General features: G+C 64.3%; 12 protein-coding genes and 1 pseudogene. 4 read left to right on the top strand and 9 right to left on the bottom strand.

Annotated elements, in window-relative coordinates:
* Positions 1–468 precede the first annotated feature (468 nt).
* Positions 469–1,368 carry a BRCT domain-containing protein gene (locus ABNX08_RS39240; RefSeq protein ID WP_349606130.1) on the top strand — a complete coding sequence of 300 codons (900 nt, stop codon included), beginning with the start codon at positions 469–471 and terminating at the stop codon, positions 1,366–1,368.
* A 91-nt stretch (positions 1,369–1,459) separates the two neighbouring features.
* Here the strand turns inward: ABNX08_RS39240 and ABNX08_RS39235 are convergent, their stop codons facing one another.
* The gene (locus ABNX08_RS39235; protein WP_349606132.1) at positions 1,460–2,848 is read right to left on the bottom strand and encodes a Fic family protein; all 1,389 of its coding nucleotides are present in this window, start codon (positions 2,846–2,848) and stop codon (positions 1,460–1,462) included.
* Between the two features lie 172 nt (positions 2,849–3,020).
* Here ABNX08_RS39235 and ABNX08_RS39230 point away from each other — a divergent pair.
* From ABNX08_RS39230 to ABNX08_RS39220, 3 genes and pseudogenes are all read left to right on the top strand, one after another.
* Positions 3,021–4,148 (top strand): annotated as a pseudogene (locus ABNX08_RS39230) (DNA-binding protein).
* Positions 4,132–4,395 carry an H-NS family nucleoid-associated regulatory protein gene (locus ABNX08_RS39225; protein WP_349606133.1) on the top strand — a complete coding sequence of 88 codons (264 nt, stop codon included), beginning with the start codon at positions 4,132–4,134 and terminating at the stop codon, positions 4,393–4,395. Before ABNX08_RS39230 ends, ABNX08_RS39225 begins: the two are co-directional and overlap by 17 nt.
* Positions 4,396–4,545: 150 nt before the next feature.
* Positions 4,546–5,211, top strand: coding sequence for a GntR family transcriptional regulator (locus ABNX08_RS39220; RefSeq protein ID WP_349606135.1), 666 nt, complete (start codon positions 4,546–4,548; stop codon positions 5,209–5,211).
* Positions 5,212–5,242: 31 nt separating this feature from the next.
* On the opposite strand, the gene ABNX08_RS39215 is transcribed toward ABNX08_RS39220, so the two are convergent.
* From ABNX08_RS39215 to ABNX08_RS39180, 8 genes are all read right to left on the bottom strand, one after another.
* Positions 5,243–6,367 carry a porin gene (locus ABNX08_RS39215; RefSeq protein ID WP_349606136.1) on the bottom strand — a complete coding sequence of 375 codons (1,125 nt, stop codon included), beginning with the start codon at positions 6,365–6,367 and terminating at the stop codon, positions 5,243–5,245.
* 157 nt (positions 6,368–6,524) lie between these two features.
* Positions 6,525–7,076 (bottom strand): flavin reductase family protein, encoded by a 552-nt coding sequence (locus ABNX08_RS39210; RefSeq protein ID WP_349606138.1) that lies wholly within the window; start codon positions 7,074–7,076, stop codon positions 6,525–6,527.
* Positions 7,077–7,101: 25 nt separating this feature from the next.
* Positions 7,102–7,845: a dienelactone hydrolase family protein gene (locus tag ABNX08_RS39205; protein ID WP_349606140.1), complete on the bottom strand. Its 744-nt coding sequence runs from the start codon at positions 7,843–7,845 to the stop codon at positions 7,102–7,104.
* A gap of 18 nt (positions 7,846–7,863) precedes the next feature.
* On the bottom strand, positions 7,864–8,538 hold the full coding sequence (locus tag ABNX08_RS39200) for a 4-carboxy-4-hydroxy-2-oxoadipate aldolase/oxaloacetate decarboxylase (RefSeq protein WP_349606141.1): 675 nt from the start codon (positions 8,536–8,538) through the stop codon (positions 7,864–7,866).
* Positions 8,535–9,212 (bottom strand): RraA family protein, encoded by a 678-nt coding sequence (locus ABNX08_RS39195; protein ID WP_349606142.1) that lies wholly within the window; start codon positions 9,210–9,212, stop codon positions 8,535–8,537. Before ABNX08_RS39195 ends, ABNX08_RS39200 begins: the two co-directional genes overlap by 4 nt.
* A gap of 3 nt (positions 9,213–9,215) precedes the next feature.
* Positions 9,216–9,878 (bottom strand): RraA family protein, encoded by a 663-nt coding sequence (locus ABNX08_RS39190; RefSeq protein ID WP_349606144.1) that lies wholly within the window; start codon positions 9,876–9,878, stop codon positions 9,216–9,218.
* Positions 9,875–10,891 (bottom strand): protocatechuate 3,4-dioxygenase, encoded by a 1,017-nt coding sequence (locus ABNX08_RS39185; RefSeq protein WP_349606145.1) that lies wholly within the window; start codon positions 10,889–10,891, stop codon positions 9,875–9,877. The genes ABNX08_RS39190 and ABNX08_RS39185 overlap by 4 nt, the downstream gene beginning before the upstream one ends.
* Before the next feature lie 30 nt (positions 10,892–10,921).
* The gene (locus tag ABNX08_RS39180; protein ID WP_349606146.1) at positions 10,922–11,935 is read right to left on the bottom strand and encodes an amidohydrolase family protein; all 1,014 of its coding nucleotides are present in this window, start codon (positions 11,933–11,935) and stop codon (positions 10,922–10,924) included.
* Positions 11,936–11,939 lie beyond the last annotated feature (4 nt).

The following is an 11,939-nucleotide window of genomic DNA, read 5'->3' as shown; positions in this document are numbered from 1 at the left end:
ATGAGCGAGAGGTTTCAGGACGCCTTTGCCCGGGCGGTTGTGTGGCCCGCGGAAGAGGCTAGGGCTGCTGGTTTGCCTCCGGCTGGAAATCCGGTAAAAACGCCGCCCTCGATGCCGCGCGCTACGGTCGTGTTTCTTCCCCCACAGCCCACCCGTAAGCGGGAGGGAAGCAGGTAGTCAGCCTCGTTGCGCCTTTCCAGCGTGATGATGGGCTGGCACAGCTCGACGGAGTTGGCGGCCAGATTCGCCGAAAGGTCACACCCAGTCCCCAGGGCCGTCAGCACGAAACGCGCGACGTTGGGCTGGCAAGTTCCCTCCCGATTGATCAGTTGCGTGCTCGGCTTTTTCATTTCAATGCCGTCGTCGGAGCGACCGGCAGGGTAACCCCTCACCCTCAAGGCTTGCATCCGTTGTAGAGTTGCACATGCGCTTGGAGGCACACCTCCGAGCAAATTCAGGGGGAAGCAGATGGCATCGGAGATCCAGTCTTACTTCAAGTTCACCGGCAAGGGTCGGCTTGAGAAATCGATTAATTCCTTGCTCGGCCTACTGGAAGGCATCGCAATAGACGGGACGGTGACGCCAGGCGAGGTGGCTTTGCTGCGGATGTGGCTGGCAGATAATCAGGATGTTGCGAACCGGCATCCGTTTTCGGAGCTTGTGCCTGTTGTAGCCGAGGCTGTTGCTGATGGAGTGCTTGACCCAGAGGAGCGCGCCGATCTCACCTGGTTATGCAAGAAGCTCCGAAGCACCGAGTTCTACGACATGGTCACTGCCGACCTTCAACGTCTTCATGCTGTCGTGGGCGGCATCGCTTCTGATGGCGTGATCAGCGTCGAAGAGATGAGAGGGCTATCAGACTGGTTGGCGGAGCATGAACACCTGAAGACCTGCTGGCCCTACGACGAGATCGACGCCATGACCACGAGGGTTTTGACCGACGGCCGGATCGACGAGTCGGAACACAGGATGCTCTTTGATTTTTTCACCGAGTTCCTGGCTGTTCTTGACGAGCGGACCATCGTCCGGCCCTTGGTTGCAGATGGTGGCACGAATTCTTTCACCGCCCTGTGTGCCGTGATGCCGACTGTCTCCTTTCCCGGGGCCACGTTCTGCTTTACCGGCGCGTCGGCGAAATACAAGCGGGCTGAATTCGAGGAAATCGTGAAAGGTCTCGGCGGCGAGCCTATCCCGGGTGTGACCGCAAAGCTGAACTACTTGGTGATTGGCGCGGAAGGCAATCCATGCTGGGCATTTGCCTGCTATGGCCGAAAGGTGGAGAAGGCGGTTGAGTTGCGCAAGAAGGGCATCCGGGTTGTTCTCGTTCACGAGAATGACTTCCACGATGCCGTGCTCGATGCAAGCTGAGCTACGCAGCGTTCTCGAATTGAGGCGTTGACGGCGGTCTAAAAGCGACAGTAAACGGCTAGGCCAATGGCCAGTGCTGCTGATTAGTTTACTAATCTGCCACTGGCCGGCCACGGGCGATCCACTCCTGGACCTCGCGCATGCGAAGTCGATAGCGCGAGAAGTTGTGCTCGCCCAGTCTGGTGAGATCCCCTTTGATCATCTCCTGAAGCTGAATTGCTTCTTGTGACTCTAATCCGAGCTCTGTGACGGCCTCGGTCAAGGCCTCCCCCCTTACTACTTGCCCGACAATGTCGTTGATGACCTCCCGGTACTTCATGCGGAATGGATCTGGCTGCCCCGCCGCCGCGATCAGAGCGGCGTACTTGGCAATTGAACGGCGATAAGTCCATGCAAACAAATCCGCAGCTATGCTGGTGTCGAGCAACTCATAGACGCCAATCCGTGCCCGTGCATAGTCATCGTCGCTCACATCGAGAAAACTGAGGGGAGCGCAGTTGTAGAGCAAGAGCGGAATGTTGGCACTCAGTCGACTCGTGCGCTTATTGCCATCATCAAACGGTTGGAGATACGCAATGTTGATCCAGAGGAAGAATGCGGCTTCAACTGGGTTCTTGATCTCCTTTGCCTTTTCGATGATCTGAGTCAACATTTCCTCCAGCAACTGCGGTGCGTGTGTCGGGACATAGACCGTGTTAGTGATGTTCACCACCTTGTTTCGGATTGTCCCGAGTGCCTCCTCATCGGCGAGTAAGCCTTGCATCAACAAGGTATGGAGGTTACGGATAATCGGGACACACAAACCGTAGTGCGGCACGTCTTCGACCAAGAATTCGAAGGCCTGCTTGTGGTTTAAGAGCATCGTCGCGTCCTTGTCGCCTGGCTCTGCCCGCCCCGCCTCGAACAACACTTCCGTGTCGAGTCTGGAGTAACGGTTTCCCTCCAGTCGGGAGGACGAAAACGATAAGTCGATCAGCAACGGGGCGATGACATTTCGCGCGTAGGTTCCGGCGGGCTGCTGGCCTTGCATTCGGCCTTCCTGGTACAAGGCGTCTGCCAGCGCGACAGGCAGCAGGAAAGTCTGGTTGGGTTGGTAATCGTCAACAAACTTTCGCTGGTAACTGACGGGTTTTCGCACACCTAACGGGGCATCCAACTTGACCATCAACATTTTGGCCGCGTCCGACCAATTGATTGCCCCTGTCTGGACCTGCGCCAGCGCTTGCCCTTGTGCTGAAGCCGCACCGACGGAGGCAGCGGGCTGCGTGGCCGGGTCTGCGAGTCGATAGCGAGTGTTAGCAGCCCTTCCGAGCCGCACGAGCTGGCCATTTACAACCAACTTCTCTAGGTAGCGAACGACAGTCGCAGTGGGCGCCGCGACACCGACCTCAACTTCTCGCCTGCTCAATTCGGATCGACCAGCAGCAGCCTGCGCTGTGAAGAATTCAAAGATGCTTTGGAGCAACTCAGATCTTGCCATCGTTCTGACTCAAAAGTGATTTGATCGTGATTATCTGCTCAATATTAGCTCAAAAGTGAGTTGATGTGCGGTGTCAAATCAAAATTGATCAGATGATCAGAGGCTGCTCGCTTGCAACGCAACGTATGAGGAGGAAGACAATAAAGTAGCTCATGGGGCACTCATATAGTGCCTGCGGCCAAGCCGTGTGCTGTACCGCGAGGTTTGCGGCCTGCTGTTCTTCCGTTATGGCGTCACGCCTACCCGCCAACACGCTCTACAGCCTGGTGCGCAAGGGCAGCATGGGCACGCCCGCCGAGGTGCTGCGGCGTTCTGGCAGGAACTGCGCGGGCGCACGCGCGTCACCATCGACCATCCCGACCTGCCGGAGACGTTGAAGGACATTGCGGCCGGGGCGGTCCAGGCCATCTGGCAGGCGGCCAACGAGGCCGCCACCGGCGAGCTGGCCACGCTGCGCGCCGAGGCCCGCCATGCGGCCAGCGTCGCCGAGGCCGAGCGCGACGCCGCGCGGACCGAGACTGCGGGCGCGCGGGAGGAGGCGGCCGCCCTCTCGGCGCAGTTGGCCGAGGCGCGCGCGACGCACGACGCCGTGCAGGCGGACCTGGTGGCGGAACGCCAGGCCCACGCGGCGACCCAGGCGCGGCTGGAAGCGGGGCGGGCGGAACTGGAGGCCGCGGGTAGGCAGCTGGCGGAACTGCGTACCCAATTCTCGACCGAGCTCGAGCGCGCCCGCGAGGCGGTGACGCTCGCCCAGGAACGGGCCGAGGCCAGCGAGCGCCGCGCCTTACGCGAACTGGACGCGGAGCGGACCGCGCGCCAGCAGAGCGAGCGCACCGCCGAAGCGTTGCGCAGCGAACTGGTGGCGGCGCGCAGCGAGGCCCGCGACGCGGCCGTGGCGCAGGCCGAAGTCCGCGCCCGGCTCGAAGCCCAGGCCGCGGCGCTCGGCGATCGGCTCGCGGCCGCCGAGCAGGCGCAGCGCAAAGCGGCGCACGACCTGGACGCGGTGCAGGCGGAGCTGGCCGCAGCACAGCGCCGGGCCGAGCGCGCCGAAGCCGAGGCGGTGCTGGCGCGCCAGCTGCTGGCAGAATTGCGGGTGGCGCCACCCGGGCGGGGGGAGGGTGGTGGCGGACGGCGGCGCAAGGCCAGCGGCCCGGCGCCGGCCGAGCCGGAGGCGCCAGGCGAAAAACGGGACGAACAGCAAGACAACAAGCAGGGCGCGCCAGCTGCAGCCTTGAACCCGGATGACGGCAGCGACAGCAGTGACGACAGCAACGACAGCACCAATGACAGAAATCAATGAGCGGGCGGCGGCGATCCGCTGGATCCAGGCGGAGATAGCCGACTACGGGCTGACCATGGAGGAGTTGGCAGCGGCGGGGTGCTTCGATCCACCACCGCCCCCTCCGCCACCCGCACCAGCGCCACCGCCAGTGGTCTGCTACCGCAACGCCGCGGGGCAGAGTTGGGACGGGCAGGGCGACATGCCCGACTGGCTGCGGCGGGCGGTCAATGCGGGGCAGAGCGTGGAGTTTTACCGAGTGGGATAACCGAAGCTCGGTCGCTGCAAGCGATGAATTTTCTTTTCAATCATTGGCGCTTGCGGCGCTACGGACAGTCTGCATTTTTTCTCTCAGAGGTCGATTGGAGGTATAATTGCATGCAATATTGCATATTAACTTCAAAGCTAAAGCAAAACCGTGGCAACTGCAGAACTAGAGGGCATCGACATTCCCGCCCAGATCGCGCAGGAAATTCGCAAACTGATCAATCGCGGGCAGTTGCCGCCAGGCTTGCAATTGCGGCAATCGGATCTCGCCGACCGCTTCGGCATCAGCCGCGTGCCCGTGCGCGAAGCGCTGAAGCTCCTGGCGGCCGAGAGCATCATCGAACACGATCCCAACCGCGGTTTTTTCGTCGCGCCGCTGTCGACCGACGAGGCACGCCAGCTTTACCGGCTGCGGCACTTGCTGGAAGCAGAGTTGCTGTCTACCGTCGAGTGGCCGACGCCTGCTCAGCTCAAGCAGCTCAAGGGGATGCTAGCCGAACTGGACGAATTGCTTGCGGCCGGTGAGCGAGGCGAGTGGATCGAGCACCATCGCGCGTTCCATGACGCCGTGTTCGATCTGTCGCCGAATAAGGTGCTCAAGCGCGAGGCGCTGCGCCTGATGCGACTGACCGACCGCTATCGCGCGCTGGCCGCCGACATCACGCGGCGCGACCAGCATCTGAAGGCGAACGTGGAGCAGAAGCTCGTGAAGGCGCTGAGCACCAAAAACCGGGAAATGCTGCTGGATGCCTTCGAGGAAGGCCGGCAGATGGTGGCGGAAGGCCTGATGCAGATCCTGGCGGCGCGCGGCGTGTGAGGCAGGGTGCCGGAGCGCCCTGCCTTCGACGTCAGAAGCGGTGCATCATGCCGACCTGGGCCACCGACTGGATCTTCCCGTTGGCAAGAATATTGCTGATCTCCGCGGCGTAGGCGCCATTGGTGCGCTGATAGACCCCGACCAGATAGACGGCGGTACGCTTCGAGAAGGTGTACGTCAACTGCAGCGCGCCTTGATGGATCATCACGTTCTTCAGTTGCGCATTGCCATTCTCGTAGGTGTATGCACCTCCGAGGAACAGGTCCGGCGTTAGCTCGTAGCCCACGCCCGCAGCCAGTGCGTAGATCTTGGCGCCGGTGAAGGTGTTGCGCGCCTGGCTGTACATGCCTGACAGGTCGAAGCCGTAGACTTTCGTGCGAGCACCGGCGAGCAGGTTGGCGATGCCACTGCGCCCACCTTGTACCGCGCCGTAGTTCTGCTCGGTATAGACCACCGCCGCGCGCGTTTCGCCCTTGTTATAGCCGATTGCCGCACTCTTGCCCGAGCTGTTCGGGAAGTCTCCCGTCACTTCACCGAAGCTGTACATCAGCCCCGCGGAGAACCCCGCGATCTCGTCGCTGGTCAGCTTGATCGCGTTGGACATCCGCTTGCCGCCGACACGATCCCAATTGATCGCCGACATGCCTGTCGGCACGCCATTGGTGACGATCGGCGCATACGGCGACCCGGAAATTGCGGCGCCGATCTGCGCCGGCCCGTTGAGTCCAAGCAGGTCCGCCCCGAAACTGCCCGTGCGGAAGTTCAACATGCCACCGGCGATGCCGGTGGCAGGGTCGATGCCTCCGATCAGGAAATAGTCAAACGCGAAGTCGTTCTGCTGGCCGAGTCGAAAGCCGCCGATCCCGACTTTGCGCAAGCCAACCCAAGCCGAGTTCTCGAACAGCGCCCCACGCGATTGCGGATCGAGCGATCCCGTACTGAGGGCGATCATGGAGTCCAGGCTGAACGACGCCAGCAGGCCCGCGCCGAGATCCTCCGTGCCGCGGAAATAGATCTTCGATGGATAGATTGCGGAATCCTGCATGCGGACCTGGGAATGTCCGCCGTTGTCCCGATAGAGGGCGACCCCCTCGTCGAGCAGACCGCCGATGGTGACGCTGCCCTGCGCGTGCGTCGATGTCGTGGCGGCCGTCAATGCGATGCCGAATGACAGATGGCGAAGTGCCATTGCCAGCGTATTTCTCCGAAAGGCCATACAGTGTCTTCGTTGTTGGAATTTATTGTTATGGCGCCCGCCCGGCAGGGATGCGGGCGGAACGGTGTATTGGCCGGTGAGTTTCAGTTCGTCTGCCTCAACTGGCCGGTTCGGGGTCCCATGACGGGATCCAGAGCAGTTCGCGCGCCGCAGCGGCGTCGGTCGATGAGAATTCGCCGTAGCTGCCATGCGCGTACAGCAGCGGCCGGGCGCGGTCGGCGCGCGGCGCGGCGGCGTCGACCGCGCCGAACAGGATGCCGTGCGTGCCGACGTCCACGGCGCTCGCCACGCGGCAATCGAAGCTGACCAGCGCGTCTCGCAGCACCGGTGCGCCGGTACTGGACCGGCCCCACACGCCGTCAGCAAACTTCTGTTCCGCCGGCATCGGGCTCGCGAAGCGGTCCGCCAGATGACGGCTTTCCAGCGCCAGCACGTTCACCGCGAAGATGCCCGACGCCTGGATGGCGTGGAACGACGCGCTGTTGCGGTTGACGCAGACGAGCAGCGTGGGGGGATCTGCCGATACCGAGCAGACGGCCGTGGCCGTCAGCCCCGCCCGCGTGCCGTCCGCCGACAGCGTGGTGATCAGGCAGACGTGGCCGGCGAGGCAGCGCATGGCGGCCTTGAACTGGATGGCGTCGATACTCATGGCGAATTCTCCGGCGTGCGGGGGGCTATGCAGTGGTGCCCGCGGCGAGATGCCGGGCGAAGTGCAGCACGGTGCGGCCGTGCGCTTGCATGGCGGCGAGCGGCTGGTAGCTGGCGCGTTCCCAGCAGTTGAAGCCATGGCTGGCGCCGGGATAGATGAAGAACTTCGCCGTGTCCCGGTCGGCAAAGGCCGCCCGGACACGCTCGACTGCAGCGAGCGGGATCATCGGATCTGTCTCGCCGTAGTGGAACAGCATCGGGCAACATACGGCCGCGGCCTTCTGCAATTGGTCCTGAATGCCACCGCCGTAGTAGCAGGCGGCCGCGTCCACCAGTCCCGCCGCGGCAGCCAGGTAGGCCAGCCGGCCGCCGATGCAAAAGCCAAGTGCGCCGACGCCGCCCGTTACCTCGGGCCGTTCGCGCAGGGTGCGTACAGTGCCTTCCAGGTCGGCCACGATCTCGGCCATGTCGGCGCGAATGAGCATGTCACGCGCTCGCGCTGCCTCGTCGCCCACGTAGGCGAACGATTCGCGCGGTGCCTGGCGCCAGAACACGTCCGGCGCCAGCACGACAAAGCCAAGCTGTGCGTATTGGTCTGCCACCGCCCGGATATGGCGGTTGACGCCGAAGATCTCCTGGAAGAGGACCAGCCCCGGGCCGGTGCCCGTCGGCGGCAGGGCGAGATAGCCCTCGTACGCGCCTCCATCGGATGCCGGGATGCTGATCCAGTTCGTGCGGATCATCTTTTCTTCGTCAATGCGTTCGTTCATGTCGTCCGATCTCCCCGCTCAATTCCAGCCGAAGATGTCGAGGGTGGTCTCGCCGGCTCGCAGTCGCCGGCATTGGTCGGCCTCGGCGGCTTCGCGCGCGAGGCCGGCGTCCACCACCTTGCCGGCGCGGTCGCGCGGAATGCAGACCACGCCGTCGCCGTCGCCGACGATCAGGTCGCCGGCATGCACCGTGACATCGCCGAACACGGTCGGCGCATTGATCCATCCGCGCGCACCGAAGTCCTTGCCGGTGCCGCGAATGCACAGGCCGCGCGCGAACACCGGGAAGCCGATCTCCTCCAGCAGCACGCCGTCACGCACGCAGCCGTCGATGACGAGGCCGGCGAGCCCGCGCACCTGGCTGGCGGTGGACATCACTTCGCCCCAGTAGCCGTGCTCGAAGGCGTCGCTGACCGACACCACGAGCACGTCGCCCGGCTGCGCGGCATAGATGGCGCGGTGCAGCCACAGGTTGTCGCCGCCCGGCGCGTGCACCGTGACGGCGGGGCCGCACAGCCGGAAGCCGGGCGCCACCGGCTTGATGGCGGAGGGCAGGGCACCGATCTTGCCGCCGGCCTCATGCAGGGTGGCCGTCGGGATGGCGTGGGCGGCGTCGATGATCTCCGGGGCGGTACGCGCGAAGTCCAGTTGCGTGGTCTCGCGCGGATCGATGCGGTCGATGGGCAGGCTCATGCTTTGGCTCCTTCGGCGCGCGTCTGCAGTTGGTGGTAGCGGAACTGCTTGCGCGCTTCATCCAGGCGCATGCCGCCGGCGACTGCCGCGCGAATAGCGTTCTCGGCGCTCTCGATCTCTTCCGCCACGGCGAGGATGCGTTCCTCGTGCTCGCGCGGGATCGACACCAGCCCGTCTGCATCGCCGCGCAGGATGTCACCGGGCGCTACGCGCACGTCGCCGATGTTCACCGGCACGTTGGTGGCTTCCACCTGCACGCGGTCCTTGCCGGTGCGCATCCAGTTGTCGCGCGAGAACACGGGGTAGCCGAGCGACAGGCACAGGTGCACGTCGCGATTGATGCCGTCGATCACGGTACCGGCAATGCCGCGGCGGTGAGCGATCTCGGTCATGATGTCGCCCCAGACCGTGGCATCAGTGCGGCCGCCGTTGTCCAGCACGATGACGTGGCCGGGCGGCACGTCGTCGATGAAGTCGCCGACGGTGCCCGGCGGGCTCGCGGCCGGGCCGTAGAGAATGGTGAAGGCACGGCCGGCCATGCGAAAGCCGGCATCGCGCGGCTTGATGGCTCGGCACTGGCCGACGATGCCGAGGCGGTCCATGGCGTCGCTAAGCGTCGCGGTGTCGAGCTTGCCGGCGCGGGTGACGTTACGGTCTTCGAGGTGTTCTGACATGGCTTATTCCTTCAGCATGAATTCGTAGTTGCCGCCCATGACCTGGCTCATCGGCGTACCGGCCAGCACGGCCTTGGCCATGCGGGCCTCGCGGGCGACGATGCCTTCCGCGGCTTCCAGCACGCGCACGATGTCGGCCGCGGCGATGAAGATGACCGCGCTGCGATCGGCCAGCACGTAGTCGCCGGCGTCGACGTCCACGTCCCATACCCGGATCGGCACGTTGGTGCCTTTCTCGACGATGCGGCCGCGCGCGGTGCGGGCGGTGAGCGCGGCGGCGAAGACGGGGAAGTCCATCGCGCGTGCCTCATCGATGTCGCGCACGGGACCGTCGGCCACCACGCCCGCGATGCCTTTCACCTTCGCGCCAAGCGACAGCAGGCCGCCCCAGCTTCCGGCCTCAACGCCGGTACGCTGCTCGACCACGATCACGTCGTCCGGGCCGCCGGCCTCGATGGCGGTGGTGCCCAGGTGGCGGGGCTCGCCGGGAGGCGGCGCGCCCGTCCCAAGCTTCACGGTAATCACGCGGCCGGCGATGCGGCCTTCACCGGCCTCCTGACGCACGCCACTCACCACGCCCGGCAGGCCGAGCTTGTCTAGCGTGTCGGACACCGCGCAACAATCCAGCCGGCGCAGGCGGCGCACATATTCCTGGGGGGTGCTCATCGGATGACTTCCTTGTTGTTGTCGGGCCGCCAGCAGGCGAACCCCATGGCATTGCCCGTGCCCGCTTCGCTGCGGTAGCACGGCACGTAGTCAATCACTTCCATCCCGAAGCCGAGTTCGTCCATCGCGCCGGCCACGGGGATCCAGTTCTTGACCTCGGAGGTGCCGGCCTGGAATATCGCCTCGCCCAGGCCTTCCACCGGCGCGAAGTCATGCGCGCGCATGCTGTCGAGGATCAGTTGATCAACGCTCTCGTCGATGACAAAGTGCGTCAAGCCGCCCGAGGCGATGATCGCCACGCGCGCGTCGCTGTCCCACGACTGGATGGCGCGTGCCAGCGAACGTCCGAATGCATGGCAGCGGCCGGCGGTCGGCTGGTTGGGCGGATAGAACGTGTTGATCAGCACCGGCACGGTGGGGATCACCTGGTCCTTCATCAACTGCCGGAACACGAAGCCGAAGGCGTGCGGCGTCTCGGTGGCGGACAGATGCTTCAGGGCCGTGACGTCGAAGCCGTCGGCCACGGCGCCTTCGATCAGGTGGCGACCGAGTGCCGGCACGCCGGCGTAGGTGGCTTCCGGCGGCATGTAGCCGGGCATGGCGTGCGCCACGCCGGGCGGCAGCCGCGACAGCTTCTCGTCGCTGATCATGTTGTTGACGATGGTTTCGCCCCACATCACGCTGAACGCGGGCACCAGCATGTCGTCGAAGATCTCCATCTGATCGTTGCCGACGATCACGGCGACGTCGGGGCGGGCTTCGACCAGGACCTGTGCCATGCGGTCGATGGCCTGCATGCAGCGCGCATGCCGGGCTTCCCATACTTCCGGCGTGATTTGCGCGGCCAGGTTCTCGGATGCACGATGCCGGACCAGTTCGTCGAACGTCCAGGTACGGCCCTGGTAATGATGCACGCTGCGGCGGTCATCGGGCAGACGCGAGCCCCATGTATGCGGCGGCGTGACCAGCATGGGGCCGTGCGAGGTGCCCATGCCGAGTACGATTTGTGCCATCGTTGGTCTCCTACGTGGGTCTTCGCCCGCTTAGCGGTACGCCGCCAGGTCGAGATTGAAGAGCTTCTGCGCGTTGCCGTAGAAGATCATGTCCTTGTCTTCCGGCGACAGCCAGTCGAAGCCCTGGATGAATGGCTTGATGTCGTCGAAGGTGCGGCCGGTGGCTGGGTTGACCTGCGACCCCACGCCGGGGCACTCGGCGCCGAACAGGCAGCGATCCGCGCCGACGGTCTTGATCAGCAGGCGCAGCGACTCCTCCGAATACAGCACGGTGTCGTAGTACAGGTTGCGCATCCCGGCGAGGAAGTCGCGGCCCGCGCGCGCGGCGCCGGACTGGAAGCGGCCGATCTGATAGGGAATCGAGCCGCCGCCGTGCGAGACCAGGATCTTCAGCGAAGGGAAGTCCTTGAACACGTCGGAGTTCACGAGGCCGAACACCGCGATGGTCTCTTCATTGATGAAGTGGACCGTGTACGGTGAGCGCGCGGAATGGGAGCCGGTGGCGTGGATGTGTGCGGGGATGTCGAGCTCACACAGTTTTTCGTAAAGCGGGTACCAGTAGCGGTCGCCCAGCGGCGGCGCTTCGGAGCCGTTGTTCTCGAACGGGTCCGGATTGAGCAGTACGCCGCGGAAGCCCAACTCCTTCACGCAGCGCTCCAGTTCCGGCAGCACTACTTCGATGGGATCGCCGGCCACCTGCGGCAGGCCGCCGACACCGATGAATCGCTTGGGCAGCAGCTTCACCGTGCGCGCAATGATGTTGTTGGTTTCCTCAGTGAACCAGTGCACCAGCTTGCCCGGCTTTGTGCTGTGCATCATCTGGAAAGGGCGCGGCGACAGCAACTGGACGGTGGTGCCGGCGCGGTCGAGCAGGTCGATGTGTCCGGCTGGACCCATTTCCTTGCGGTTGGCGTAGTGCAGGATCTCTTCGTCCGTCACTTCGGGCATCTTGCGCCCATGCTCGCCGCGGTGGGACAGGATGTGAGCCTTGTAGACCCAGAGTTCGGCGGGGGGGCTGACGTGGCCGTGGCAGTCAATGATCATGGAT

Source organism: Cupriavidus sp. DF5525, from assembly GCF_040149425.2.
Lineage (GTDB): Bacteria > Pseudomonadota > Gammaproteobacteria > Burkholderiales > Burkholderiaceae > Cupriavidus > Cupriavidus pickettii_A.
This window is presented reverse-complemented; position numbering and strand designations above follow the sequence as displayed.